Origin of the sequence: Neoroseomonas eburnea (assembly GCF_018129005.1) — a bacterium.
Classification (GTDB): domain Bacteria; phylum Pseudomonadota; class Alphaproteobacteria; order Acetobacterales; family Acetobacteraceae; genus Neoroseomonas; species Neoroseomonas eburnea.
The window spans coordinates 25,965-48,790 of record NZ_JAAEDL010000010.1 but is presented as its reverse complement, the minus strand read 5'-3'; the positions used below and the strand labels follow the sequence as shown (position 1 = coordinate 48,790).

Annotated in this window: 34 protein-coding genes; 3 read left to right on the top strand and 31 right to left on the bottom strand. The window is 67.9% G+C overall.

What is annotated here, in order from left to right:
- The first annotated feature begins 80 nt into the window (after positions 1 to 80).
- From GXW74_RS11880 to GXW74_RS11870, 3 genes are all read left to right on the top strand, one after another.
- Positions 81 to 1,049, top strand: a complete 969-nt coding sequence (locus GXW74_RS11880) for a Bug family tripartite tricarboxylate transporter substrate binding protein (RefSeq protein WP_211846722.1) — start codon at positions 81 to 83, stop codon at positions 1,047 to 1,049.
- A gap of 6 nt (positions 1,050 to 1,055) precedes the next feature.
- A complete protein-coding gene (locus tag GXW74_RS11875) occupies positions 1,056 to 1,685 on the top strand; it encodes a hypothetical protein (RefSeq protein ID WP_211846721.1) in 630 nt (209 codons plus the stop codon).
- Positions 1,686 to 1,828: 143 nt separating this feature from the next.
- Positions 1,829 to 2,143 carry a hypothetical protein gene (locus tag GXW74_RS11870; RefSeq protein ID WP_211846720.1) on the top strand — a complete coding sequence of 105 codons (315 nt, stop codon included), beginning with the start codon at positions 1,829 to 1,831 and terminating at the stop codon, positions 2,141 to 2,143.
- Between the two features lie 64 nt (positions 2,144 to 2,207).
- Here GXW74_RS11870 and rplQ read toward each other — a convergent pair whose 3' ends face one another.
- The 31 genes from rplQ to rpoC form a co-directional block, all read right to left on the bottom strand.
- Positions 2,208 to 2,633, bottom strand: a complete 426-nt coding sequence (gene rplQ / locus GXW74_RS11865; protein WP_211846719.1) for a 50S ribosomal protein L17 — start codon at positions 2,631 to 2,633, stop codon at positions 2,208 to 2,210.
- Between the two features lie 27 nt (positions 2,634 to 2,660).
- The gene (locus tag GXW74_RS11860) at positions 2,661 to 3,677 is read right to left on the bottom strand and encodes a DNA-directed RNA polymerase subunit alpha (protein WP_211846834.1); all 1,017 of its coding nucleotides are present in this window, start codon (positions 3,675 to 3,677) and stop codon (positions 2,661 to 2,663) included.
- Positions 3,678 to 3,751: 74 nt separating this feature from the next.
- Positions 3,752 to 4,156 (bottom strand): 30S ribosomal protein S11, encoded by a 405-nt coding sequence (gene rpsK / locus GXW74_RS11855; RefSeq protein WP_211846718.1) that lies wholly within the window; start codon positions 4,154 to 4,156, stop codon positions 3,752 to 3,754.
- Between the two features lies 1 nt (position 4,157).
- Complete coding sequence (gene rpsM / locus GXW74_RS11850; RefSeq protein WP_211846717.1) at positions 4,158 to 4,535, bottom strand: 30S ribosomal protein S13; 378 nt, start codon at positions 4,533 to 4,535, stop codon at positions 4,158 to 4,160.
- Positions 4,536 to 4,684: 149 nt separating this feature from the next.
- A complete protein-coding gene (locus tag GXW74_RS11845; protein ID WP_211846716.1) occupies positions 4,685 to 5,338 on the bottom strand; it encodes an adenylate kinase in 654 nt (217 codons plus the stop codon).
- Between the two features lie 19 nt (positions 5,339 to 5,357).
- A complete protein-coding gene (gene secY / locus GXW74_RS11840; RefSeq protein ID WP_211846715.1) occupies positions 5,358 to 6,716 on the bottom strand; it encodes a preprotein translocase subunit SecY in 1,359 nt (452 codons plus the stop codon).
- Between the two features lie 97 nt (positions 6,717 to 6,813).
- Positions 6,814 to 7,302 carry a 50S ribosomal protein L15 gene (gene rplO, locus GXW74_RS11835; protein ID WP_211846714.1) on the bottom strand — a complete coding sequence of 163 codons (489 nt, stop codon included), beginning with the start codon at positions 7,300 to 7,302 and terminating at the stop codon, positions 6,814 to 6,816.
- 3 nt (positions 7,303 to 7,305) lie between these two features.
- Positions 7,306 to 7,494, bottom strand: a complete 189-nt coding sequence (gene rpmD, locus GXW74_RS11830) for a 50S ribosomal protein L30 (RefSeq protein ID WP_211846713.1) — start codon at positions 7,492 to 7,494, stop codon at positions 7,306 to 7,308.
- On the bottom strand, positions 7,487 to 8,116 hold the full coding sequence (rpsE, locus tag GXW74_RS11825; RefSeq protein WP_211846712.1) for a 30S ribosomal protein S5: 630 nt from the start codon (positions 8,114 to 8,116) through the stop codon (positions 7,487 to 7,489). The genes rpmD and rpsE overlap by 8 nt, the downstream gene beginning before the upstream one ends.
- 12 nt (positions 8,117 to 8,128) lie before the next feature.
- Positions 8,129 to 8,491 (bottom strand): 50S ribosomal protein L18, encoded by a 363-nt coding sequence (gene rplR / locus GXW74_RS11820; protein ID WP_211846711.1) that lies wholly within the window; start codon positions 8,489 to 8,491, stop codon positions 8,129 to 8,131.
- The gene (rplF, locus tag GXW74_RS11815) at positions 8,491 to 9,024 is read right to left on the bottom strand and encodes a 50S ribosomal protein L6 (RefSeq protein ID WP_211846710.1); all 534 of its coding nucleotides are present in this window, start codon (positions 9,022 to 9,024) and stop codon (positions 8,491 to 8,493) included. Before rplF ends, rplR begins: the two co-directional genes overlap by 1 nt.
- A 16-nt stretch (positions 9,025 to 9,040) precedes the next feature.
- Complete coding sequence (gene rpsH, locus GXW74_RS11810) at positions 9,041 to 9,439, bottom strand: 30S ribosomal protein S8 (RefSeq protein ID WP_211846709.1); 399 nt, start codon at positions 9,437 to 9,439, stop codon at positions 9,041 to 9,043.
- Positions 9,440 to 9,452: 13 nt separating this feature from the next.
- The gene (gene rpsN / locus GXW74_RS11805) at positions 9,453 to 9,758 is read right to left on the bottom strand and encodes a 30S ribosomal protein S14 (RefSeq protein WP_211846708.1); all 306 of its coding nucleotides are present in this window, start codon (positions 9,756 to 9,758) and stop codon (positions 9,453 to 9,455) included.
- A 55-nt stretch (positions 9,759 to 9,813) separates the two neighbouring features.
- Positions 9,814 to 10,374: a 50S ribosomal protein L5 gene (gene rplE, locus GXW74_RS11800; RefSeq protein WP_211846707.1), complete on the bottom strand. Its 561-nt coding sequence runs from the start codon at positions 10,372 to 10,374 to the stop codon at positions 9,814 to 9,816.
- Complete coding sequence (gene rplX, locus GXW74_RS11795) at positions 10,371 to 10,691, bottom strand: 50S ribosomal protein L24 (RefSeq protein ID WP_211846706.1); 321 nt, start codon at positions 10,689 to 10,691, stop codon at positions 10,371 to 10,373. The genes rplE and rplX overlap by 4 nt, the downstream gene beginning before the upstream one ends.
- A gap of 2 nt (positions 10,692 to 10,693) precedes the next feature.
- Positions 10,694 to 11,062 (bottom strand): 50S ribosomal protein L14, encoded by a 369-nt coding sequence (rplN, locus tag GXW74_RS11790; protein WP_211846705.1) that lies wholly within the window; start codon positions 11,060 to 11,062, stop codon positions 10,694 to 10,696.
- Positions 11,063 to 11,065: 3 nt separating this feature from the next.
- Positions 11,066 to 11,344 (bottom strand): 30S ribosomal protein S17, encoded by a 279-nt coding sequence (gene rpsQ / locus GXW74_RS11785; protein ID WP_211846704.1) that lies wholly within the window; start codon positions 11,342 to 11,344, stop codon positions 11,066 to 11,068.
- Positions 11,345 to 11,360: 16 nt separating this feature from the next.
- Positions 11,361 to 11,576, bottom strand: coding sequence for a 50S ribosomal protein L29 (gene rpmC / locus GXW74_RS11780; protein WP_211846703.1), 216 nt, complete (start codon positions 11,574 to 11,576; stop codon positions 11,361 to 11,363).
- 1 nt (position 11,577) lies between these two features.
- Entirely contained in the window at positions 11,578 to 11,997 is a 420-nt protein-coding gene (gene rplP, locus GXW74_RS11775) for a 50S ribosomal protein L16 (protein ID WP_211846702.1), read from the bottom strand.
- 12 nt (positions 11,998 to 12,009) lie between these two features.
- Positions 12,010 to 12,687: a 30S ribosomal protein S3 gene (gene rpsC / locus GXW74_RS11770; protein ID WP_211846701.1), complete on the bottom strand. Its 678-nt coding sequence runs from the start codon at positions 12,685 to 12,687 to the stop codon at positions 12,010 to 12,012.
- Position 12,688: 1 nt separating this feature from the next.
- Positions 12,689 to 13,090: a 50S ribosomal protein L22 gene (gene rplV, locus GXW74_RS11765; RefSeq protein WP_211846700.1), complete on the bottom strand. Its 402-nt coding sequence runs from the start codon at positions 13,088 to 13,090 to the stop codon at positions 12,689 to 12,691.
- Between the two features lie 4 nt (positions 13,091 to 13,094).
- Complete coding sequence (gene rpsS, locus GXW74_RS11760) at positions 13,095 to 13,373, bottom strand: 30S ribosomal protein S19 (RefSeq protein WP_198370885.1); 279 nt, start codon at positions 13,371 to 13,373, stop codon at positions 13,095 to 13,097.
- A gap of 5 nt (positions 13,374 to 13,378) precedes the next feature.
- Positions 13,379 to 14,215, bottom strand: a complete 837-nt coding sequence (rplB, locus tag GXW74_RS11755; RefSeq protein ID WP_211846699.1) for a 50S ribosomal protein L2 — start codon at positions 14,213 to 14,215, stop codon at positions 13,379 to 13,381.
- A gap of 3 nt (positions 14,216 to 14,218) precedes the next feature.
- Positions 14,219 to 14,515: a 50S ribosomal protein L23 gene (locus tag GXW74_RS11750; RefSeq protein ID WP_456306982.1), complete on the bottom strand. Its 297-nt coding sequence runs from the start codon at positions 14,513 to 14,515 to the stop codon at positions 14,219 to 14,221.
- Positions 14,516 to 14,547: 32 nt separating this feature from the next.
- Positions 14,548 to 15,168 (bottom strand): 50S ribosomal protein L4, encoded by a 621-nt coding sequence (gene rplD, locus GXW74_RS11745; protein WP_211846697.1) that lies wholly within the window; start codon positions 15,166 to 15,168, stop codon positions 14,548 to 14,550.
- Positions 15,169 to 15,179: 11 nt separating this feature from the next.
- Positions 15,180 to 15,866, bottom strand: a complete 687-nt coding sequence (gene rplC, locus GXW74_RS11740; protein WP_211846696.1) for a 50S ribosomal protein L3 — start codon at positions 15,864 to 15,866, stop codon at positions 15,180 to 15,182.
- 28 nt (positions 15,867 to 15,894) lie between these two features.
- Complete coding sequence (gene rpsJ, locus GXW74_RS11735; RefSeq protein WP_137127378.1) at positions 15,895 to 16,203, bottom strand: 30S ribosomal protein S10; 309 nt, start codon at positions 16,201 to 16,203, stop codon at positions 15,895 to 15,897.
- 25 nt (positions 16,204 to 16,228) lie between these two features.
- The gene (gene tuf, locus GXW74_RS11730; protein ID WP_211846682.1) at positions 16,229 to 17,416 is read right to left on the bottom strand and encodes an elongation factor Tu; all 1,188 of its coding nucleotides are present in this window, start codon (positions 17,414 to 17,416) and stop codon (positions 16,229 to 16,231) included.
- Between the two features lie 24 nt (positions 17,417 to 17,440).
- Positions 17,441 to 17,917, bottom strand: a complete 477-nt coding sequence (rpsG, locus tag GXW74_RS11725; RefSeq protein ID WP_211846695.1) for a 30S ribosomal protein S7 — start codon at positions 17,915 to 17,917, stop codon at positions 17,441 to 17,443.
- A gap of 11 nt (positions 17,918 to 17,928) precedes the next feature.
- Positions 17,929 to 18,300, bottom strand: a complete 372-nt coding sequence (rpsL, locus tag GXW74_RS11720; protein ID WP_137127375.1) for a 30S ribosomal protein S12 — start codon at positions 18,298 to 18,300, stop codon at positions 17,929 to 17,931.
- A 325-nt stretch (positions 18,301 to 18,625) separates the two neighbouring features.
- Positions 18,626 to 22,798 (bottom strand): DNA-directed RNA polymerase subunit beta', encoded by a 4,173-nt coding sequence (gene rpoC / locus GXW74_RS11715; RefSeq protein WP_211846694.1) that lies wholly within the window; start codon positions 22,796 to 22,798, stop codon positions 18,626 to 18,628.
- Positions 22,799 to 22,826: the final 28 nt, after the last annotated feature.

Genomic DNA, 22,826 nt, shown 5'->3' with positions numbered 1-22,826 from the left:
GCGCCGGGCATCGCGCCACGTGCCTTGACGGCCCCGGCCCATGCGACCACAGGAAGCGCGTTCCGCCGGGAGACAACGCCATGCCGCTCCATCGCCGCAGCCTGATCGCCGCCGCCGCCGCGCTGCCCATCGCCGGCGCCGCCCGCGCACAGGCCTGGCCGGCGCGGCCGGTGCGAGTCGTCGTTCCCTTCGCCGCCGGCGGCGCCGCCGATTCCGCCGCCCGCACCATCCTGCCACGCATGGCCGAGCGCCTGTCCGCCACCTTCGTCGTCGAGAACCGCACCGGCGCCGGCGGCTCGATCGGCGGAGGCGAGGTCGCCCGCAGCGCGCCGGACGGTTACACGCTGCTGTGGGATGCGTCCTCCCACATCGTGAACCATGCCCTGCTGCGCGGGCTGACCTTCGACTACACCACCGCCTTCCTGCCCATCAGCCAGGTCTGCACCTTCCCGCAGGTGGTCGCGGTGAAGCAGGATTTCCCGGCGCGCGACCTCGCGGCCTTCATCGCGGCCGCCAAGGCACGGCCCAACACCATCAACATGGGCACCCAGGGCAATGCCACCGCGGGGCATCTCGGCCTGGCGCGCTTCGCGCGGGAAGCCGGAATAGAGGTGCAGCACGTGCCCTATCGCGGCGGTGCCGATGCGGCACGCGACCTCGCGGCGGGGAATCTCGACGGGGTGTTCATCACCGCGCTCTCGGCGCGGCCGGTGGTCGAGTCGGGCCGCGCCCGCTTCCTCGCGGTGGCGACGCTGCAACGCCAGGCGAACCTGCCGGAGGTTCCGACCTTGGCCGAGAGCGGCATGCCTGGCTTCGACGTCAGCGAATGGGTCGGCCTTTTCGCCCCCGCCGGCACGCCGGCCGAGATCGCGGTGCGGCTGCAGGAGGCACTGGCCGCGACCCTCGCGGAGGCCGAGGTGCGGGCGCGGCTCGACCGGCTCGGCGCGGTGCCGGTCGGCAATGCGCCCGCCGCCTTCGCGCGCTTCGTCACCGAAGGGCGCGCCTCGATGGCGACCCTGGTGCGCGAGGCGAATATCCGCATCGAGTAGCGGCAGATGCGGCCGGGCCTGACCGCGGCCGCCATCATCGCGGCCGCGACGCTGTTGATGCTTGGCGTCTGGGGAACGATGTTCGGCGCCATCCTCGCCGCAGCGGAGGTGCGGAAGGCGCCGCCGGTGCTGGCCGCGATCGCGCTGCTGCTGCTTCGGCGCGGACCGTCCGGGCTGCCCGCGGCCTGCGGCTGGGCGGTGCTCGGCGCTGCCGGTGCCGTCGCCTGGCGCGCCGCGGCCGGCATCAGCGGCGAGAGCGGGTGGCTCCCGGGGGAGGTGATGCCCCGCTGGCAGATCATGGCCGAACTGGCATGGCTGCTGGTCCTTGCCGTGCTGGCCTGGCGCGGGGTGCCGCCACGCTTGGCCGGGCCGCTGGTGGCGCTGGTCGTGGCGACAACGCGCATCGGCAGCTATGGCGAGGCGCTGATCCCGGTGCTGTGGGAGGATACATTGCGCGAGGCGGTGCTGGTCAGCATCTCGATCTGCGCGGGCTTCGTGGCGGGAGTGTTGGCGGTGGTGTTGGCAGGCTGGGCTGTTTCGGTGGTGGCGCGCATGCCGGCGCACCGCGTTGCGCCCGGCCGCGTGCTGGCTGCCATGGCCGTGCTGGCCGCGATGGCGCGGCTGCCGCTGTTGTGAAGCGCATGCGGCATTGGATGCGGGGGAGGAGTTCCCTCCCCCCGTTCCTGCTGGGCCTGGTCATCGCCTTGCCGGCACCGACCCAGGAGTCGATCACCAGTGTCCTCGGTCAGCCCGTCCTGGCCCTCGCGCAGCGACACGAATTGACCACGGCGCTCCGCTTCAACAGCGGCGGGCATCGCAGCGTGCTGGCGGCGCGGCTGCGCGACCCCGGCCCACCCGTGGCGCTGGCCGACGATCGTTATCTCTACGGCTTCGGCTGCCGGCTGGAAGGCTGCCGCATGGGCGGGGCCTTCCTCGCCTACGACGTGCACGACGAGCGGATCTTCCTGCTGCTGACCGAGAACGGCGGCGTGCGGCTTTCGGTCCCGCCCGATCCGCGCGCCTGGCCGGAGGCGCTGCGCCCGGGCCTGCACGAATTCATCCCGGCGCTGGCCGAGGCCATGGGGCCACGCTGAAACCGCGAAGGGGCGGATGGTTGCCCATCCGCCCCTTCCACAGCTAGTCGCGGCGATTGCGCGATCAGGATTCGGCAGTCTCTTCCGCCGCCGCTTCCGGCTTCGGGCCGCTGTCCTGGCCCTTGGCCGCGACGTTGCGGTCCACCAGCTCGATCACCGCCATGGTGGCGGCGTCGCCGTAGCGGATACCGGCCTTGAGGACGCGGCAATAGCCGCCCTGGCGGGTCTTGTAGCGGTCGGCAATCTCGGTGAAGAGCTTCGCCACCACCTTCTCGTCGCGGATCTGCGCCAGCGCCTGGCGGCGGGCATGCAGGCCGCCACGCTTGCCGAGGGTGATGATGCGCTCGACATACGGGCGCAGCTCCTTGGCCTTCGGCAGGGTGGTGGTGATCTGCTCGTGCTTCAGCAGCGAGGTCGCCATGTTGCGGAACATGGCGACGCGATGGGCGGAGGTGACGCTGAGCTTACGCCCGGCAATTCCGTGACGCATGGTTGTATTTCCTTACCCGGGCAGCCCTCAGAAGGGCTCCTCCACCTTCTTCGCGAGTTCCTCGATGTTCTCGGGCGGCCAGCCGGTGACGGTCATGCCGAGGCCGAGGCCCATCGAGGCGAGGACTTCCTTGATCTCGTTCAGCGACTTGCGCCCGAAATTCGGGGTGCGGAGCATCTCCTGCTCGGTCTTCTGAACCAGGTCGCCGATGTAGACGATGTTGTCGTTCTTCAGGCAGTTCGCGCTGCGGACCGACAGTTCCAGCTCGTCCACCTTGCGGAGGAGGTTGCGGTTGAACGGCAGGTCGTCGCGGATCTCCTCCTCGACGCGCGCGCGCGGCTCGTCGAAGTTGATCAGGATCTGGAGCTGCTCCTGCAGGATGCGGGCGGCGACGCCCACCGCATCCTCGGGGGCCAGCGTGCCGTCCGTCTCGACCGTCAGGATCAGCTTGTCGAAGTCGGTGCGCTGGCCGACGCGGGTCGGCTCCACGCGATACGCCACGCGGCGCACCGGGGAGTAGATCGCATCCACCGGGATCAGGCCGATCGGCGCGTCCTCGGGGCGGTTCTCGGCGGCGGGGACGTAGCCCTTGCCGATGTCCACCGTGAGCTCCATCGCCAGCTTCGCACCGTCGTCCAGCGTGCAGAGCACGAGATCGGGGTTCGCCACCTCGATGTCGCCGGAGGTCTGGATCTGCCCCGCCGTCACCTCGCCCGGGCCGGTCGCGGTGAGCTGGAGGCGCTTCGGCCCCTCGCCCTGCATCCGGATGGCGAGCTGCTTCACGTTGAGGACGATGTCCGTCACGTCCTCGCGCACGCCCTGGATGCTGCTGAATTCATGCAGCACGCCGTCGATGCGGATCGCCGTCACGGCGGCGCCCTGCAGCGACGAGAGCAGCACGCGACGCAGCGCATTGCCCAGCGTCATGCCGAAGCCGCGCTCCAGCGGCTCCAGCACGACCGTCGCCGTGCGCAGCGGGTCCGCCCCCATCTCGACGGACTTCTGCGTCTCGATCAGCGAACGCCAATTCCTCTCGAGCACGATCACACTCTCCTTTCGGCTGCCCCGGATACGAAGCGGCGCGTCGGATCAGACGCGCATGTCGTGGCGCGTCCTGTTCAGACGCGACGACGCTTCCGCGGGCGGCAGCCGTTGTGCGGGATGGGCGTCACGTCCTTGATGGCGGTGACGTAGAAGCCCACCGCCTGCAGGGCGCGCAGCGCCGATTCGCGGCCCGAGCCGGGGCCGGACACCATGATTTCGAGCGTTTCCATCCCGTGCTCGCGCGCCTTGCGGCCGGCGTCTTCCGCGGCGACCTGGGCAGCATACGGGGTGGACTTCCGGCTGCCCTTGAAACCCTGGGAACCGGAGGAGGACCACGCGATGGCGTTGCCCTGCGCGTCCGTGATGGTCACGATCGTGTTGTTGAACGACGCCAGCACGTGGGCGACGCCCGACGTGATGTTCTTCCGTTCCTTGCGCTTGACGGGGCCACGGGCACCGCCGCGGGGTTCGCGGGCCATCTTACTTCGTCACCTTCTTCTTGCCGGCGATCGGCACGGCCTTGCCCTTGCGGGTGCGGGCATTGGTGTGCGTGCGCTGGCCGCGGACCGGCAGGCCCTTGCGGTGGCGCAGGCCACGATAGCAGCCGAGATCCATCAGCCGCTTGATATTCATCGCCTGTTCACGACGCAGGTCGCCTTCGACGCGGTATTCCCGGTCGATCAGCTCGCGGATGCGCAGGACCTCATCGTCGGTCAGCTGGTTCACGCGGCGGTCGTCGGGGATGCCGAGCTTGCCGCAGATATCCTTCGCGTTCTGCGGCCCGATGCCGAAGATGTAGCGAAGCGAGATGAGCACCCGCTTGTTGGTCGGGATGTTCACGCCGGCGATGCGCGCCACAGTGCCTCTCCTGGGGCCCAGGCCCCGAAAAACCGCCATGCGGGGCGGTAGCCCCTCCGGCGCAGTGAACCAGTCATGCAACGGTAATCGGCGGCCGGGGTCTCCCCCCGCCGCGGGAGCGGGCGATCTAGCCCCCGCCCCCCACTGAGTCAAGCCTTCCCGGACAGGATCACGCCGATCTGGCGCGCCACCTCATCCATGGATGCCATCCCGTCCACGCCGCGCAGCTTCCCCTGGGCGGCGTAGTAGGGCAGCAGCGGCGCCGTCTGGCGGTGATAGGCATCGAGCCTGGCCGCCACCGTCTCCGCCTTATCGTCGGCGCGGCGGGTAAATTCCGTCCCGCCGCAGACGTCGCATACCCCCGCCTTCGCGGTCGGCTTGAAGGTATCGTGGTAGCCCGCGCCGCAGCTCGCGCAGGTGAAGCGCCCAGCGATGCGCTCGACCAGCGCGGCGTCGTCCACCTTGAGCTCGATCACGTGGTCGAGCTTCAGCCCCTTGTCGGCGAGCATCCGGTCCAGCGCCGCAGCCTGCGGCTCGGTGCGCGGGAAGCCGTCCAGGATGAAGCCCTTGGCGCAGTCCGGGCGGGACACCCGCTCGGCCAGCATGGCGGTGATGACCTCGTCCGGGACGAGCTCGCCGCGCTCCATGATGGCCTTGGCCTTGAGGCCGATCTCACTGCCGGACTTCACCTCGGCGCGCAGCATGTCGCCGGTCGAGATCTGGGCGATCCCGTACTGGTCTTCAAGCCGCTTGGCCTGCGTGCCCTTCCCGGCCCCCGGAGGGCCCAGCAGGATCAGGTTCATCCGCGTACTTCCCCCTTCGTCAACGAGGCCGCGGCATGCCGCGCCCGCCCAGCCTGGCCTTCTTGATCAGGCCCTCATACTGGTGGGCGAAGAGATGCGACTGCACCTGCGCCACCGTGTCCATGGTGACCGAAACGATGATCAGGAGGGAAGTGCCGCCGAAATAGAAGGGCACGCCGTAGTTGCTGATCAGGATCTCGGGGATGATGCAGACGATGCAGAGGTAGAGCGCGCCGATCACCGTCAGCCGGGTCAGCACCCGGTCGAGGTAGTCCGCGGTGTTCTGCCCGGGTCGGATGCCGGGTACGAAGCCGCCGTACTTCTTCAGGTTGTCCGCCGTCTCGGTCGGGTTGAACACCACGGCCGTGTAGAAGAAGGCGAAGAAGATGATCAGGGCCATGTAGAGGGCCATGTAGAGCGGCCGCCCATGCGCCAGCAGCGCCGTGATGGACTGCAGCCAGCCTTCCTGCGTCGGGTCGGTCGAGAAGCCCGCCACCGTTGCCGGCAGCAGCAGCAGGGAAGAGGCGAATATCGGCGGGATGACGCCCGAGGTGTTCAGCTTGAGCGGCAGGTGCGTCGCTTCCCCGCTGAACATGCGGTTGCCGACCTGGCGCTTCGGGTACTGCACCGGAATCCGCCGCTGGGCGCGTTCGATGAACACCACAAAGGCGATGACAGCCAGCGCCACCAGCAGGAAGAAAATGATGAAAATGGTCGAGAGCGCGCCGGTGCGGCCGAGTTCGAGGGTGCTGACCAGCGCCGAGGGCAGATTGGCGACGATGCCCGCGAAGATGATCAGGCTGATGCCGTTGCCGACCCCGCGCGCGGTGATCTGTTCGCCCAGCCACATCAGGAACATCGTCCCGCCGACCAGCGTGATCACGCAGGACATGCGGAAGAACCAGCCGGGGTCGTAGACCGCCGCGCCGAACTGCCCGCGCATCGATTCGAGCCCGACCGCGATGCCCCAGGCCTGGAAGATGGCGATCAGCACCGTCAGGTAGCGGGTGTACTGGTTGAGCTTCTTGCGCCCCGCCTCGCCTTCCTTCTTGAGCGCCTCCCAGGCGGGAATCGCCGCGGTCATCAGTTGCACGATGATGCTCGCGCTGATGTAGGGCATGATGTTCAGGGCAAAGACGGTCATGCGCCCAAGCGCACCGCCCGTGAACATGTCGAACATCCCGAGGATGCCGCCGCCGTGCTGGGCGAGGATCTCGCCCATCACCGCCGCATCGACGCCCGGCACCGGGATATAGGTGCCGAGTCGGTAGACGATCAGCGCCCCCAGGGTGAACCAGATGCGCTTCTTGAGCTCGGTCGCCTTCGCCAGCACCCCGAAGTTGAGGCTGGACATCGCCTGCTCGGCCGCCGACGCCATGCATATCCTCCTAAACGCTGCGGCGCCCGGGTTGCCCCGCGCGCCGCAGCGAAGACCGGGACCCTGACCTAGCCACGCGGCCGGCCGGGGGCAAGGGTCACTCCGACGCGGCTTCCGCCGGCGCCGCGGTGACGGTCACGCTGCCGCCGGCGGCCTGCACCGCCGCGATCGCGGCCGCCGAGGCACCGGAGACGGTGATGGTGACCGCGCGCTTGATCTCGCCCTTCGCCAGCAGGCGCACGCCCGCGAGCTTGGCCGAGGTGCGCACCAGGCCGGCCGCCTTCAGCGCCGCCTCGTCGATCGCCTCGCCGGCCGGGAGACGGCCCGCTTCGATCGCCGCATCAAGCGCGCCGAGGTTCAGCACCGCATAGTCCTTGCGGAACACGTTCACGAAGCCGCGCTTCGGCATGCGCCGGTAGATCGGGAGCTGACCGCCCTCGAACCCGTTGATCGACACGCCGGTGCGCGCCTTCTGGCCCTTCACGCCGCGGCCGCCGGTCTTGCCCTTGCCGGAGCCAATGCCCCGGCCGATGCGCTTGAACTTCGGGCGGGCGCCCTCGTTGTCGCGGATGTCATTGAGCTTCATGGCTCAGTCCTCGACGCGCACCAAGTGCGCGACCTTGCGGATCATGCCGCGCACGGCCGGAGTGTCCTCCAGTTCCCGCGTGCGGTGACGCTTGTTCAGGCCGAGACCGATCAGGGTCTCCTTCTGGCCCGGCTTGCGGCCGATCGGGGACCCGTGCTGGGTCACCTTCACGGTCTTCTTCTGGTCAGCCATTCGCGGCCTCCGTCGCCTCGGGGGCGTCCTTCTTCTGGCCGAGGATGTCGGCGACCTTCTTGCCGCGGCGTGCTGCGACCGCGCGCGGGGAGGTGCAGCGCTGCAGCGCCGCGAAGGTGGCCTTCACCATGTTGTGCGGGTTCGCCGACCCCGTGCACTTGGCGACGACGTCGCCCATGCCGAGCGTCTCGAACACCGCGCGCATCGGGCCGCCGGCGATGATGCCGGTGCCCGCGGGCGCGGCGCGCAGGATGACGCGGCCGGCGCCGAACTCGCCGATCACGTCATGGTGCAGGGTGCGGCCCTCGCGCATCGGCACGCGGATCATCGTGCGCTTCGCACGCTCCGTCGCCTTGCGGATCGCCTCCGGCACCTCGCGGGCCTTACCCGCGCCCCAGCCCACACGGCCCTTCTCGTCGCCGACCACGACCAGGGCCGCGAAGGAGAAGCGACGGCCACCCTTCACCACCTTGGCGACGCGGTTGATGGTGACGAGCTTGTCCTTCAGCTCGTCGCCTTCCTGGCGCTCGACGCGCTGCTCGCCGCGATCACGGCCTCCACGGCGACGGCGGTCACCGCCCTCGCCGCCGCCCTCGCCGCCGGTCCTCGGTTCACGTGCCATGCTGCATCATCCTCAGAACGACAGCCCGCCCTCGCGGGCGCCGTCCGCGAGCGCCTTGACGCGCCCATGGTAGAGATAGGGACCACGGTCGAAGACGACTTCCGTCACTCCCGCCGCGATCGCGCGTTCGGCCACCAGCTTGCCGACCGCCGCCGCCGCATCCTTGTCGGCGCCGGTCTTGAGCCCGTCGCGCATCGTCTTCTCGAGCGAGGAGGCGGCCGCGAGCGTGCGCCCCGCCTTGTCGTCGATGATCTGCGCGTAGATATGGCGGCCCGAGCGGAACACCGACAGGCGCACGCGCCCGCCGGACTTCTGCCGGAGCTGGAAGCGGAGGCGGCGCCGGCGGCGCGCCTCGAGGTCGAGCTTGCTGGCCATTACTTCTTCTTACCCTCCTTCCGGAGGATGGTCTCGTTGTCGTACTTGACGCCCTTGCCCTTGTAGGGCTCGGGGCCGCGGTACGCGCGGATCTCGGCCGCCACCTGGCCCACCTGGCGCTTGTCGGAGCCTTCCACCTTCACGGCGGTCGGCTTCTCGCAGGTGATCTTGATCCCCTTCGGGATCGCGTAGCGGATCTCGTGGCTGTAGCCGAGGTTCAACACCAGCTCCGAGCCCTGCACCGCGGCGCGGTAACCCGTGCCGTTGATCTCCATGGACTTGGTGAAGCCGGTGGAGACGCCGGTGACCATCGAGTTGATCAGGCTGCGCGTCGTGCCCCACATGGTGCGAGCGCGACGATCCGTGCGCCGCGGGGAAACCGCGACCTCGTTCGCCTTGATCTCGACGTCCACGTCATCCGTGAGGTCGAGCTTGAGCTCGCCGAGCTTGCCCTTGGCAGTCAGCGTGCGGCCGGCCAGCGCGAGCGTGACGCCCGCCGGCACCGGCACGGGATATTTCCCAACGCGAGACATGTGCTTCAGCCCCCCGTCAGAACACGCGGCAGAGGACCTCGCCGCCGACATTGGCGGCGCGGGCCTCGTTCTCGCTCATCACGCCGCGCGGCGTGGAGAGGATGGAAGTGCCGAGGCCGTTGTAGACCCTGGGCAGCTCCGCGATCTTCGAATAGACGCGCCGGCCGGGCTTGGAGATGCGGGTGATCTCCTTGATGGCGGGCTCGCCTTCCGAATACTTCAGCTCGATATCGATGAAGCGCACGCCGGGGCGCAGCTCCTCGGTACGCCAGGCGCGGATATACCCCTCGCGCTTCAGCACCTCGAGCACGTTCTCACGCAGCTTCGACGCCGGTGCCTTGCAACGCGACTGCCGGGCAGCCTGTGCGTTGCGGATGCGGGTGAGCATATCGCCCAGCGGATCGGACATGGACATGGCCGGTCCTTCCTTACCAGCTTGCCTTGACCACACCGGGGATCTGGCCCTTCGAGGCCAGTTCCCGCAGCTGGTTACGGCACAGCTTGAACTTGCGGTAGTTGCCGCGGGGGCGGCCGGTCACTTCGCAACGCAGGCGCACGCGATTCGCGGCGCCGTTGCGCGGAAGCTGGGCGAGCTTCAGCGACGCCTCGAAGCGGTCCTCCACCGGCAGCTCGCGGTCCATGACCACGGCCTTCAGGGCGGCGCGCTTCGACGCATGCAGCTTGGAAAGCCGCTCACGCCGCTTGTTCTTCTCGACAGACGAGGTCTTGGCCATACCGTCTCGGTCCTCCGGAACCTGCCGGGGGGTCACCCCCGGCGGTTTTCCAAAATCAGTTCTGGAAGGGAAGCTCGAACGCCTTCAGCAGCGCCTTCGCTTCCTTGTCGGTCTTCGCCGTGGTGACGAAGACGATGTCCATGCCGCGGATCGCGTCCACCTTGTCGTAGCTGATCTCGGGGAACACGATCTGCTCCTTGAGGCCGAGGGAGAAGTTCCCCCGCCCGTCGAAGCCCTTGCTCCCCGGCAGCCCACGGAAGTCGCGAAGGCGAGGCAGCGCGATGGTCACGAGCCGGTCGAGGAACTCGTACATCCGCTGCTGGCGGAGCGTCACCTTGGTGCCGATCGCCATGCCCTCGCGGATCTTGAAGCCCGCGATGGCCTTCTTCGCCTTGGTCTTCACCGGCTTCTGACCAGCGATCGCCGTCAGCTCGGCCACGGCCGCGTCGAGCTTCTTCTGGTCGCCGGCGGCTTCGCCGACGCCCATGTTGATCACGATCTTCTCGAGCTTCGGCACTTCCATCGGGTTCTTGTACCCGAACTCCTCGACGAGGCGCTTGCGCACCACATCGTCGTAGAAGCGGCGCAGCCGAGGCTGTTCCTTCACGTCGCTCATGCGTCGAGCACCTCGCCGGAGGCCTTCGCCACCCGGACCTTCTTGCCGTCCTCGAGCACCTTGAAGCCGACCCGGGTCGGCTTGCCCGACTTCGGATCCAGCAGGGCGAGGTTGGAGAGGTCGATCGACGCCTCCTTCTCGATGATGCCGCCGGGGCGGCCCATGCCCTGCGGCTTCTGGTGCCGCTTCGCCAGGTTGACACCCTGCACGAAGGCGCGGCCTTCGGCGGGAACCACCCGGATCACTTCGCCCTGGCGGCCCTTGTCCTTGCCCGTGAGGACCTGGACGCGGTCGCCCTTACGGATCTTCGCGGCCATGGTTACAGCACCTCCGGCGCGAGCGAGATGATCTTCATGAACTTCTTCGCGCGAAGTTCACGCACCACCGGTCCGAAGATGCGGGTGCCGATCGGCTCGTTCTGCTTGTTGATCAGCACGGCCGCGTTGCGGTCGAAGCGGATCACCGTGCCGTCCTGCCGACGCACCGGGTAGGCGGTGCGCACGATCACCGCGCGCTCCACCGTCCCCTTCTTCACCTTGCCGCGGGGAATCGCTTCCTTCACGGAGACGACGATCACGTCGCCCACGCCCGCGGTCTTCCGCTTGGAGCCGCCCAGAACCTTGATGCACTGGACACGCCGCGCGCCGGAATTGTCCGCGACCTCGAGGTTGGATTCGACCTGGATCATGGATCAGGCCTCCGCCGCGCCGAGGAAGCCCGGCCGCTCGACCGCCGCGCCATTGCGCTCGATCACCACCCAGGACTTCGACTTCGAGATCGGACGGCACTCCTCGATCTGCACCACGTCGCCTTCCTTGCACAGGTTGGCATCGTCATGCGCGGCATACTTCTTCGAGCGCCGGATGAACTTCTTGTAGAGCGGATGCATCACGCGACGCTCGACCAAGACCGTGATGGTCTTGTCCGTCTTGTCGCTGACGACCCGCCCGGTGAGGACGCGCTTCGGCATCGCCGTCGGTCTCCTCTCAGGCCTGGTTGGCGGCGCTGCGCGTGCGCTCGCCGATGATGGTCTTCACCCGCGCGATGTCGCGGCGGACCTGCCTGATGCGCGAAAGCGCCTCAAGCTGGCCGGTCGCGCGCTGGAAGCGCAGGTTGAACTGCTCCTTGCGCAGGTCGAGCAGCATGGTGTTCAGCTCGTCCGCCGACTTGGCGCGGACATCGCCGATCTTGGTCGCAGCCATATCAGGCCTCCGCACCCAGACGGGTGACGAACTTGGTCTTGATCGGCAGCTTCGCCGCACCGAGGCTCAGCGCTTCGCGCGCCGTCTCGGCGGGCACGCCGTCGATCTCGAACATGACGCGGCCCGGCTTCACGCGGCACACCCAGTATTCGGGCGCGCCCTTGCCGGAACCCATGCGGACTTCGGCCGGCTTGGTGGAAACCGGCACGTCCGGGAAAATGCGGATCCACACGCGGCCCTGACGCTTCATCGCACGGGTGATCGCACGACGCGCGGCCTCGATCTGGCGCGCGGTCACGCGCTCCGGCTCGAGGGCCTTGAGGCCGAACCCGCCGAAGGACAGCGAGAAGCCGCCCTTGGCCAGGCCATGGATGCGGCCCTTGTGGGCCTTGCGGAACTTGGTGCGCTTAGGCTGCAGCATTGTCCTTCACCTTCAGCGCTGCGGCGCCTGTTCCGCGGCGCGCTTGTCCTGCGCCATCGGATCATGGGCCATGATCTCGCCCTTGAAGATCCACACCTTCACACCGCAGGTGCCGTAGGTGGTCTTCGCGGTCGCCGTGCCGAAGTCGATATCGGCGCGGAGCGTGTGCAAGGGCACGCGGCCCTCGCGATACCACTCCATGCGCGCAATCTCGGCCCCGCCCAGACGACCCGAGCAGTTGATGCGGATACCGCCGGCGCCGAGACGCATGGCGGACTGCACCGCGCGCTTCATCGCACGGCGGAAGGCCACGCGGCGCTCGAGCTGCTGGGCGATGTTCTCGGCCACCAGCGTCGCGTCGATCTCGGGCTTGCGGATCTCGACGATGTTCAGCGCGACTTCCGCGCCGGCCATCTTCATCAGATCCTTGCGCAGCACCTCGATGTCCGCGCCCTTCTTGCCGATCACGACGCCCGGGCGGGCGGCATGGATCGTCACGCGGGGCTTCTTCGCCGGGCGCTCGATCACTACGCGGGACACGCCAGCGCCCTTCAGGCGCTTCAGCAGCGTCTCGCGCAGCTTGAAGTCCTCATGCAGCAGCTTCGCGTAGTCCGCCCCGGCGAACCAGCGGCTGTCCCACGTCCGGTTGATGCCGAGCCGCAGCCCGATCGGATTGACCTTCTGGCCCATGTTACGCGGCCTCCTGCTCGGCCGGGGCGGCCAGCTGCTGCTCCGCCACCACGATCTTGAGGTGGCTGAACCACTTCTCGACGGTGGACGCGCGACCGCGGCCACGGGCGTGGAAGCGCTTCATCACCATCGCGCGGCCGACCTCGGCCTTCGAGACGACCAGGCGGTCGACGTCGAGGCTGTGATTGTTCTCGGCGTTGGCGATCGCGCTCTCGAGCGTCTTCTTCACCGTCACAGCGATGCGGCGCTTGCTGAAGGTCAGCTGCGCGACCGCGTCCTGCGCCCGCTTGCCGCGGATCATCCCGGCAACCAGGTTCAGCTTGCGCGGGGAGACGCGGATGTTCCACGTCACCGCCTGCGCCTCGTGGTCCTCGAGACCCCGGGGATGCTTCGGCTTGCTCATCGGATCAGCCCCGCTTCGCCTTCTTGTCGGCCGCGTGGCCGGTGAAGGTCCGCGTCGGCGAGAACTCGCCGAACTTGTGGCCCACCATGTTCTCGGTCACCTGCACCGGCAGGAACTTCTTGCCGTTGTAGACGCCGAAGGTCAGGCCGACGAACTGCGGCAGGATCGTGCTGCGGCGCGACCAGATCTTGATGATCTCATTGCGCGTCGAAGCCCGGGCGGCCTCCGCCTTGTTGAGCAGGTAGCCGTCGACGAACGGCCCCTTCCAGACGCTGCGCGACATCGTCGTCAGCCCTTCGTCGCGTTGCGGCGCCGGACAATGAGCCCGTCGGTCCGCTTGTTGTTGCGGGTCTTCGCACCCTTGGTCGGCTTGCCCCACGGCGTCACCGGATGACGGCCACCGGAGGTACGGCCTTCACCACCGCCATGCGGGTGGTCGACCGGGTTCATCACCACACCGCGGTTGTGCGGCTTCCTGCCGAGCCAACGGCTGCGGCCGGCCTTGCCAAGCTGCTGGTTGCTGTTGTCCGGGTTGGACACGGCGCCGATCGAGGCCATGCACTCCGACCGGATCAGCCGCAGCTCGCCCGACATCAGCTTCACCTGAGCGTAGCCCTGGTCCTTGCCGACGAGCTGCGCGAAGGTGCCGGCCGAGCGCGCGAGCTTGCCGCCCGCACCGGCCTTGAGCTCGATGTTGTGGATGATCGTGCCGACCGGGATCGCCGCCATCGGCATGGCGTTGCCCGGCTTGATATCGGCCTTCTCACCCGCGACCACCGTGTCGCCCGCCTTCAGGCGCTGCGGCGCCAGGATGTAGGAAAGCTCCCCATCCTGGTACTTCACCAGCGCGATGAAGGCCGTGCGGTTGGGGTCGTACTCCAGCCGCTCGACGATGCCCGGCACGCCGAACTTCGCACGACGCTTGAAGTCGACCAGGCGGTAGGCGCGCTTGTGTCCGCCGCCACGGAAGCGGACGGTGATGCGGCCGTGATTGTTGCGCCCGCCCGAGGAATGCTTGCCCTCGGTCAGGCCCTTCACCGGCGCGCCCTTCCACAGCTCGGAACGATCGATGAGGATCGTGCCGCGCAGCGAGGGCGTGACCGGGTTGAAATTCTTCAGAGCCATGGCTTACGCGAGCCCCGTCGTGAGGTCGATGCTCTGGCCCTCGGCCAGGCGCACCATCGCCTTCTTCCAATCCGAACGCTGACCCGGGCGGTTGCGGAACCGCTTGGTCTTGCCCTTCACCACGATCGTGTTGACCGCGAGGACCTTCACCCCGAACAGCCCTTCGACAGCCGCCTTGATCTGCGGCTTGGTCGCGTCCGGGGCGACCTTGAAGGTCACCTGGCCGCGTTCGCTGTTCAACGTCGCCTTCTCGGTCACCAGGGGCGAGAGGATGGTCTGGTACATCCGCTCGCGCCCGATCACCGGGCGCTTCGGCTTCGCCGGCGTCTCGCTCATGCCAGCCTCTCCTTCAGCGCCTCCACGCCGGCGCGCGTCACCGCGAGCACGTCGTGGTTGAGGATGTCGTACACATTGGCGCCGACGGTCGGCAGCACCTGCACCTTCGGCAGGTTGCGCACCACGCGGGCGAAGTTCTCGTCCGCCGCGGCGTCCACCACCAGCGCGCTGTTCCAGCCGAGCGCCTTCAGCTTCGCCGCGACCTGGCCGGTCTTGGCATCGGCTCCGAGCGTCGCGGTGTCGAGCACCACGAGCTTGCCCTCGGCCGCCTTCTGGCTGAGCGCGGAGATGAGGCCGAGACGGCGCACCTTCTTGTTCAGGCTGTAGCCATGGTCGCGCACGACCGGGCCATGCACCACGCCGCCCTTGCGGAACTGCGGGGAGCGCAGCGAGCCCTGGCGCGCATTGCCGGTGCCCTTCTGGCGATAGGGCTTCTTCGTGGTCCCGGAGACCTCGCCCATGCCCTTCGCCTTGTGCGTGCCGGCGCGGCGCTTCGCGAGCTGCCAGTGCACGACGCGCGCCATGATGTCGGCCCGCGGCGCGGCGCCGAACACCTCTTCCGGCAGGTCGATCTCGCCGGCCGGGGCGTTGTCGAGGGTGATGACGGAAATCTGCATCTTCGCCTCGCTCAGGCCACGGCCGCCGGGAAGGGCGCATCGGCGTGACGCGCGCGCTTCACAGCGTCGCGGATCAGCACGTAGCCGCCCTTCGAACCGGGAACGGCACCCTTGATCAGCAGCAGGCCCTTCTCCGCATCGACGCCGGCCACTTCCAGGTTCTGGGTGGTCACGCGCTCGACGCCGAGATGCCCGGCCATCTTCTTGTTCTTGAAGGTCTTGCCCGGATCCTGGCGGTTGCCGGTCGAACCGTGCGAGCGGTGACTCACCGACACGCCGTGCGTCGCCTCGAGGCCCGAGAAGTTCCAGCGCTTCATCGCACCCGCGAAGCCCTTGCCGACCGTCACGCCGGTGACGTCGACCTTCTGGCCCTTCACGAAATGCGCGGGCGAGAGGACGGCGCCGGGCTCGATCGACGCATCGGCTCCGACACGGAACTCGACCACCTTCTTCGGCGCTTCCACACCGGACTTCGCGAAATGGCCCTTGTTCGCCTTGGAGACGTTCTTGGGCTTCGCCGCACCGATCCCGAGTTGGACGGCCTCGTAGCCATCCTTGTCGGCGGTGCGCTTCGCGACCACGCGGACATTGTCCACATGGAGCAGCGTCACGGGAACGGTCGAACCGTCCTCGTTGAACAGCCGGGACATTCCCAGCTTTTTCGCGATCAGGCCGGTGCGGCCCGTCTTCGCGGCCATGGCTCTATTTCCCTCTGGCCTTGAGATCTTAGATCTTGATCTCGACATCCACGCCCGCGGCGAGGTCGAGCTTCATCAGCGCGTCCACGGTCTGCGGGGTGGGGTCGACGATGTCGAGAAGGCGGCGATGAGTCCGGATCTCGAACTGCTCGCGCGACTTCTTGTCCACATGCGGAGAACGGTTCACCGTGAACCGCTCGATATGCGTCGGCAGAGGGATCGGGCCCCGCACGCGCGCGCCGGTCCGCTTCGCGGTGTTGACGATCTCCCGCGTGCTGCCATCCAGCACGCGGTGATCGAACGCCTTGAGGCGGATGCGGATGTTCTGGTTGTCCATGGTCTGGGACCCGCGTTCCTGCCGATTACTGCGTGATCTTGGCGACGACGCCGGCGCCGACGGTGCGGCCGCCTTCGCGGATGGCGAAGCGCAGGCCCTCGTCCATGGCGATCGGCGCGATCAGCTCGACATCCATCGACACGTTGTCGCCCGGCATCACCATCTCCACCCCTTCCGGCAGCGAGACGACGCCCGTCACGTCCGTCGTGCGGAAGTAGAACTGCGGACGATAGTTGGTGAAGAACGGCGTGTGACGGCCACCCTCCTCCTTCGTCAGCACATACGCCTCCGCCTTGAACTTCGTGTGCGGCGTGATCGAACCCGGCGCCGCCAGCACCTGGCCGCGCTCCACGTCCTCACGCTTCGTGCCGCGCAGCAGCGCCCCGATGTTGTCGCCCGCCTGCCCCTGGTCCAGCAGCTTGCGGAACATCTCCACGCCGGTGACCGTCGTCTTCACCGTCGGCTTCAGCCCGACGATCTCGACTTCCTCGCCCACCTTCACGATGCCGCGCTCCACGCGACCCGTCACCACCGTGCCGCGCCCCGAGATCGAGAACACGTCCTCGATCGGCATCAGGAACGGACGGTCCACCGGGCGCTCCGGCTGCGGGATGTAGGCGTCCACCGCCTCCATCAGCTTCAGCACCGCCTGCTCGCCCAGCTCCGGCTCACGATCCTCCAGCGCGCACAGCGCCGAGCCCTTGATGATCGGAATGTCGTCGCCCGGGAACTGGTACGACGACAGCAGCTCGCGCACCTCCATCTCGACCAGCTCCAGCAGGTCGGGATCCGCCATGTCGCACTTGTTCAGGAACACCACCAGCGCCGGAACGCCCACCTGCCGCGCCAGCAGGATGTGCTCGCGCGTCTGCGGCATCGGACCGTCCGCCGCCGACACCACCAGGATCGCGCCGTCCATCTGCGCCGCGCCGGTGATCATGTTCTTCACGTAGTCCGCGTGGCCCGGGCAGTCCACATGCGCGTAGTGCCGGTTCGCCGTCTCGTACTCGACATGCGCCGTCGAGATCGTGATGCCGCGCGCACGCTCCTCAGGCGCCTTGTCGATCTGGTCGTACGCCGTGAACGTCGCACCACCCGCCTTCGCAAGGACCTTCGTGATCGCCGCCGTCAGCGACGTCTTGCCATGGTCCACGTGCCCGATCGTGCCAATGTTGCAGTGCGGCTTCGTCCGCTCGAATTTTGCCTTCGCCATGTCCGTGCTTCCCGATCGGGGTTCTTACCAGCGGTAATGGCTGAAGGCCTTGTTGGCCTCTGCCATCCGGTGCGTGTCTTCGCGCTTCTTCACGGCCGAACCGCGGTTGTTCGCCGCGTCCATCAACTCGCCGGAAAGGCGCTCTTCCATCGTGTGCTCGCCGCGCTTGCGGGCGGACTCGATCAGCCAGCGGATCGCCAGCGCCTGGCGGCGTTCCGGGCGGACTTCCACCGGCACCTGGTAGGTCGCGCCACCGACGCGGCGGCTGCGAACCTCGACGGCCGGCTTCACGTTGTCCATCGCCTCATGGAACAGCCGCAGCGGATCGCTGTTCGGCCCGCCGCGCTTCTTCAGCGTGTCCATGGCGGCATAGACGATGTGCTCGGCCGTGCTCTTCTTGCCGTCATACATGAGCACGTTCATGAAACGGCTCAGCACGACGTCGCCGAACTTCGGATCGGGCAGGACTTCGCGCTTCTCTGCGCGGTGACGACGGGACATCTCTCAGACCCTCACTTCGGACGCTTCGCGCCGTAGAGCGAACGGCGCTGGCGGCGCTTGGCGATGCCCTGGGTGTCGAGCACGCCGCGCAGGATGTGGTAGCGAACGCCCGGAAGATCCTTCACGCGACCACCGCGGATCAGGACGACCGAGTGCTCCTGCAGGTTGTGGCCTTCGCCCGGGATGTAGCTCACCACTTCGAAGCCGTTCGTCAGGCGCACCTTCGCGACCTTGCGAAGAGCCGAGTTCGGCTTCTTCGGCGTCGTCGTATAGACGCGCGTGCACACGCCGCGCTTCTGCGGGCTGCCCTTGAGCGCCGGAACCTTGTTCCGGGCCGGCTTGGTCTCACGCCCCTTGGCGATGAGCTGGTTGATCGTCGGCATGACGCCCCTTCGTAACCATCCCGTCCGCGTCGCTGCCCTGCCAAACGAGACGGCCCGGCACGGCGCGCCTATGCGCGCCTTCCGGGCGTCCGTCGTGCTGCCGGCCTCAGCCCCGGTATCGTGGGGCGGCGCCGGCGGCGCAGCGTTGTGGACCAAAACCTGACAGGGCGCCGTCTCCGGAGCCCTGCCGAGGGGGCGCTATCTACGCGTGCCCCCCGGGTGAGTCAAGCACATCAGGACCCGATTCACACGAAGTCCCGACGGAACAGAAAAGGGGCCGGCCCCTTGCGAAGGCCGGCCCCCGATGACTTGCGCGCGGGCGCCCTCACTCGGCCGCGTGAGGCTCCGGCAGGGCGGGCGCCGAGGTCTGCAGGCGGCCGCGGTCGCGCTGGGCGGCCAGGGCCCGCAGGCGGTTCATCACCGAGCCCGTACCCGCCGGGATCAGCCGCCCGACGATCACGTTCTCCTTGAGGCCCGCCAGGTAGTCCACCTTGCCCGCCGTGGCGGCCTCGGTCAGCACCCGCGTCGTCTCCTGGAAGGAGGCGGCGGAGATGAAGGAGGTCGTCTGCAGCGAGGCCTTGGTGATGCCCTGCAGCACCGGCTCGGCGACTGCCGGACGCTCCTTGGCCTCGACCCGCTTCTCGTTCTCGATCTCGAACTCGATGCGGTCGACCTGCTCGCCGATCAGGTAGGTGGTGTCGCCGGGGTCGGTGACCTCCACCTTCTGCAGCATCTGCCGGACGATGACCTCGATGTGCTTGTCGTTGATCTTCACGCCCTGCAGTCGATAGACCTCCTGGATCTGCTCGACGAGGTAGTCGGCCAGCTTCTCGACGCCCAGCACCCGCAGGATGTCGTGCGGCACGCGCGGCCCGTCGACCAGTGGGTCGCCGCGCTTCACGTAGTCGCCTTCCTGCACCGAGACGTGCTTGCCCTTGGGCACGAGGTACTCGCGCGCGACGGGCGTCTCGTCGCCCACCTGCTCCGGCACCACCAGGATGCGGCGCTTCGCCTTGTAGTCCTTGCCGAACTCCACGCGGCCGTCGATCTCGCTGATGATCGCGTGGTCCTTCGGGCGCCGCGCCTCGAAAAGCTCTGCCACACGCGGCAGACCGCCGGTGATGTCGCGGGTCTTGGAGGATTCGCGCGGCAGGCGGGCGAGCACGTCGCCGGCGGCCACCGCCGCTCCGTTGTCGATCGAAAGAATGGTGCCCGGAGTGAGGAAGTAGATCGCCTCCGTCCCGTTGTCGCGCTTGACGACATTGTTCTTCTCGTCGCGCAGGATCAGGCGCGGTCGCAGGTCGGCGGCCTTGCCCGGGGCCTTGTACTCGACAACCTCCTTGAAGGAGAGACCGGTCACGTCGTCCTGGCGATCGACCAGGGTGACGTTCTCGATCAGGTCCGCGAACTCAACCCGACCCGGCTTCTCGGTGATGATCGGCAGGGTGAACGGGTCCCATTCGGCCAGCTTCTGGCCGCGGGTGACCTGGGCGCCGTCCTCGGTCAGCAGGCGGGCGCCGTAGGGCACACGCTGGCGCGCACGTTCCCGGCCCTGCGCGTCGATCAGGATGATCTCGCAGTTGCGGCTCATGACGATCGGCTGGTTCTGGCTGTTCGCCACCACCACCCGGTTCATCACCTTGATATGGCCGTCGCCCGAAGCCTCCACTGCCGACTGCTCGGCACCGCGCTGCGCCGCACCGCCGATGTGGAAGGTACGCATCGTGAGCTGCGTGCCCGGCTCGCCGATCGACTGCGCGGCGATGACGCCCACCGCCTCGCCGATGTTGACCGGCGTGCCGCGCGCAAGGTCACGACCGTAGCAGCGGCCGCAGACGCCCTGGCGGGCGTCGCAGGTCAGCACGGAGCGGATCTTCACCTGCTCCACGCCCGACTTCTCGATGCGTTCCGCCGCGACCTCGTCGATCAGGTCGTTGCGCGCGACGATGAGCGTGCCCGTCGCCGGATCCGCGACATCCTCCTGCGCGGTGCGGCCCAGGATGCGCTCGGACAGCGAGGAGACGACCTCCGCCCCGTCCATCGCCGCCCCCACGGTCAGGCCGCGCTCGGTGCCGCAATCCTGCTCGACGATGATGCAGTCCTGCGCCACGTCGACCAGACGACGCGTGAGGTAGCCCGAGTTCGCGGTCTTCAGCGCCGTATCCGCGAGGCCCTTGCGGGCGCCGTGGGTGGAGTTGAAGTATTCAAGGACGGACAGGCCCTCCTTGAAGTTCGCGATGATCGGCTGCTCGATGATCTCGCCGGAAGGCTTGGCCATCAGGCCGCGCATGCCGGCGAGCTGACGCATCTGCGCGGGCGAACCACGCGCACCGGAATGCGACATCATCCAGACGGAGTTGGTCGGACGACCGATCTCCTGCTTCTGGATCTCCTTCATCATCGCGCCGGCCACTTCGTCCGTGCAGCGCGACCAGGCGTCGACCACCTTGTTGTAGCGCTCGCCGGCGGTGATGAGGCCGTCGAGATACTGCTGCTCGAACTCCTTCACCTCCTCCTTGGTCTTCGCGATCAGCGCGACCTTGGTGTCGGGCACGACCATGTCGTTCTTGCCGAAGGAGATGCCGGCCTTGGCCGCCTGGCGGAAGCCGAGGCCCATCAGCCGGTCGGCGAAGATCACGCTCTCCTTCTGGCCGCAGTGGCGATACACCGCGTCGATCACGTCGGAGACGTTCTTCTTCGTCAGCATCCGGTTGACCAGGCTGAACGGCAGCTGCGGATGCAGCGGCAGCAAGGCGCCGATCATCATGCGGCCGGCCGTCGTCACCGGACGTTCGGTGATCACCTGCCCTTCCGCGTTCATGGTCCGGCGGCGCGCGCGAATCTTGCTGTGCAGCGTGATCGCGCCGGCTTCCAGCGCCTGCTCGATCTCGCCCATGGTGGCGAAAGCAGGCGCGTCCTTCTCCTCGGTGGCCAGGAACTCCGGCGTCTCGAGCGAAAGGTAGTAGAGACCGAGGACGATGTCCTGCGACGGCACGATGATCGGCTTGCCGTTCGCCGGGCTGAGGATGTTGTTGGTGGACATCATCAGCACGCGCGCTTCCAGCTGCGCCTCGAGCGACAGCGGGACGTGCACGGCCATCTGGTCGCCGTCGAAGTCGGCGTTGAAGGCGGTGCAGACCAGCGGGTGGAGCTGGATCGCCTTGCCCTCGATCAGCACCGGCTCGAAGGCCTGGATGCCGAGGCGGTGCAGCGTCGGCGCCCGGTTCAGCATGACCGGGTGCTCGCGGATCACCTCCTCAAGGATGTCCCACACCTCGGGACGCTCCTTCTCCACCATCCGCTTCGCGGCCTTGATGGTGGTGGCGTGGCCGTACTTCTCGAGCTTGCTGTAGATGAAGGGCTTGAACAGCTCGAGCGCCATCTTCTTCGGCAGGCCGCACTGGTGCAGCTTCAGCTCCGGACCGACGACGATGACCGAACGGCCGGAATAGTCCACGCGCTTGCCGAGCAGGTTCTGGCGGAAACGGCCCTGCTTGCCCTTCAGCATGTCGGACAGCGACTTCAGGGGGCGCTTGTTGGCGCCCGTGATGGCGCGTCCGCGCCGGCCGTTGTCGAACAGCGCGTCGACGGCCTCCTGCAGCATGCGCTTCTCGTTGCGCACGATGATGTCCGGCGCGCGCAGCTCGATCAGCCGCTTCAGGCGGTTGTTGCGGTTGATGACGCGCCGATAGAGGTCGTTCAGGTCGGAGGTCGCGAAGCGGCCGCCATCCAGCGGCACCAGCGGGCGCAGCTCGGGCGGGATCACCGGCACGACGTCGAGGATCATCCACTGCGGATGCGCGCCGGATTCCGCGAAGGACTCGATCAGCTTCAGCCGCTTCACGAGCTTCTTGCGCTTCGCCTCGGAGGTCGTCTCCTTCAGCTCGCCGCGCAGCTTCACGCCCTCGGCCGCGAGGTCGATGCCGCCAAGCATCTGCTTCACGGCCTCGGCGCCGATGCCGACCGAGAAGGCGTCCTCCCCGAACTCGTCCATCTTCTGCTGGTACTGGTCCTCGTTCAGCAACTGATGGAGCTTGAGGTCGGTCAGGCCCGGCTCGAGCACCACGTAGCTCTCGAAGTACAGGACCTTCTCCAGCTCCTTCAGGCTCATGTCGACCATCAGGCCCACACGGCTCGGCAGCGACTTCAGGAACCAGATATGCGCGACGGGGGAGGCGAGCTCGATATGGCCCATGCGCTCACGGCGCACCTTGGCCAGCGTCACCTCGACGCCGCACTTCTCGCAGATGATGCCGCGGAACTTCATCCGCTTGTACTTGCCGCACAGGCACTCGTAGTCCTTGATCGGACCGAAGATGCGCGCGCAGAACAGCCCGTCCCGCTCCGGCTTGAAGGTCCGGTAGTTGATGGTCTCGGGCTTCTTGATCTCGCCGTACGACCAGGACCGGATCTGCTCGGGGGAAGCGATCGTGATCTTGATCTGGTCGAAGGTCATCGCCTGGCCGGTCTGGCCCAGGATCTTCATCAGCTCGTTCATGCGGTCCTCGTGGATGAGGCCGCCGCCG

Coding starts and splice junctions, on each gene's coding strand:
- GXW74_RS11880 (WP_211846722.1), top strand. CDS start 81: ATGCCGCTCCATCGCCGCAGCCTGATCGCCGCCGCCGCCGCGCTGCCC.
- GXW74_RS11875 (WP_211846721.1), top strand. CDS start 1,056: ATGCGGCCGGGCCTGACCGCGGCCGCCATCATCGCGGCCGCGACGCTG.
- rplQ (WP_211846719.1), bottom strand. CDS start 2,633: ATGCGTCACGGAATTGCCGGGCGTAAGCTCAGCGTCACCTCCGCCCAT.
- rpsK (WP_211846718.1), bottom strand. CDS start 4,156: ATGGCCCGCGAACCCCGCGGCGGTGCCCGTGGCCCCGTCAAGCGCAAG.
- GXW74_RS11845 (WP_211846716.1), bottom strand. CDS start 5,338: ATGAACCTGATCCTGCTGGGCCCTCCGGGGGCCGGGAAGGGCACGCAG.
- secY (WP_211846715.1), bottom strand. CDS start 6,716: ATGGCGTCGGCGGCCGAGCAGGCGATGTCCAGCCTCAACTTCGGGGTG.
- rplO (WP_211846714.1), bottom strand. CDS start 7,302: ATGAAGCTCAATGACATCCGCGACAACGAGGGCGCCCGCCCGAAGTTC.
- rpmD (WP_211846713.1), bottom strand. CDS start 7,494: ATGGCTGACCAGAAGAAGACCGTGAAGGTGACCCAGCACGGGTCCCCG.
- rpsE (WP_211846712.1), bottom strand. CDS start 8,116: ATGGCACGTGAACCGAGGACCGGCGGCGAGGGCGGCGGCGAGGGCGGT.
- rplR (WP_211846711.1), bottom strand. CDS start 8,491: ATGGCCAGCAAGCTCGACCTCGAGGCGCGCCGCCGGCGCCGCCTCCGC.
- rplF (WP_211846710.1), bottom strand. CDS start 9,024: ATGTCTCGCGTTGGGAAATATCCCGTGCCGGTGCCGGCGGGCGTCACG.
- rpsH (WP_211846709.1), bottom strand. CDS start 9,439: ATGTCCATGTCCGATCCGCTGGGCGATATGCTCACCCGCATCCGCAAC.
- rpsN (WP_211846708.1), bottom strand. CDS start 9,758: ATGGCCAAGACCTCGTCTGTCGAGAAGAACAAGCGGCGTGAGCGGCTT.
- rplE (WP_211846707.1), bottom strand. CDS start 10,374: ATGAGCGACGTGAAGGAACAGCCTCGGCTGCGCCGCTTCTACGACGAT.
- rplX (WP_211846706.1), bottom strand. CDS start 10,691: ATGGCCGCGAAGATCCGTAAGGGCGACCGCGTCCAGGTCCTCACGGGC.
- rplN (WP_211846705.1), bottom strand. CDS start 11,062: ATGATCCAGGTCGAATCCAACCTCGAGGTCGCGGACAATTCCGGCGCG.
- rpsQ (WP_211846704.1), bottom strand. CDS start 11,344: ATGCCGAAGCGCGTCCTCACCGGGCGGGTCGTCAGCGACAAGACGGAC.
- rpmC (WP_211846703.1), bottom strand. CDS start 11,576: ATGGCTGCGACCAAGATCGGCGATGTCCGCGCCAAGTCGGCGGACGAG.
- rplP (WP_211846702.1), bottom strand. CDS start 11,997: ATGCTGCAGCCTAAGCGCACCAAGTTCCGCAAGGCCCACAAGGGCCGC.
- rpsC (WP_211846701.1), bottom strand. CDS start 12,687: ATGGGCCAGAAGGTCAATCCGATCGGGCTGCGGCTCGGCATCAACCGG.
- rplV (WP_211846700.1), bottom strand. CDS start 13,090: ATGAGCAAGCCGAAGCATCCCCGGGGTCTCGAGGACCACGAGGCGCAG.
- rpsS (WP_198370885.1), bottom strand. CDS start 13,373: ATGTCGCGCAGCGTCTGGAAGGGGCCGTTCGTCGACGGCTACCTGCTC.
- rplB (WP_211846699.1), bottom strand. CDS start 14,215: ATGGCTCTGAAGAATTTCAACCCGGTCACGCCCTCGCTGCGCGGCACG.
- rplD (WP_211846697.1), bottom strand. CDS start 15,168: ATGCAGATTTCCGTCATCACCCTCGACAACGCCCCGGCCGGCGAGATC.
- rplC (WP_211846696.1), bottom strand. CDS start 15,866: ATGGCCGCGAAGACGGGCCGCACCGGCCTGATCGCGAAAAAGCTGGGA.
- rpsJ (WP_137127378.1), bottom strand. CDS start 16,203: ATGGACAACCAGAACATCCGCATCCGCCTCAAGGCGTTCGATCACCGC.
- tuf (WP_211846682.1), bottom strand. CDS start 17,416: ATGGCGAAGGCAAAATTCGAGCGGACGAAGCCGCACTGCAACATTGGC.
- rpsG (WP_211846695.1), bottom strand. CDS start 17,917: ATGTCCCGTCGTCACCGCGCAGAGAAGCGCGAAGTCCTGCCCGATCCG.
- rpsL (WP_137127375.1), bottom strand. CDS start 18,300: ATGCCGACGATCAACCAGCTCATCGCCAAGGGGCGTGAGACCAAGCCG.
- rpoC (WP_211846694.1), bottom strand. CDS start 22,798: ATGAACGAGCTGATGAAGATCCTGGGCCAGACCGGCCAGGCGATGACC.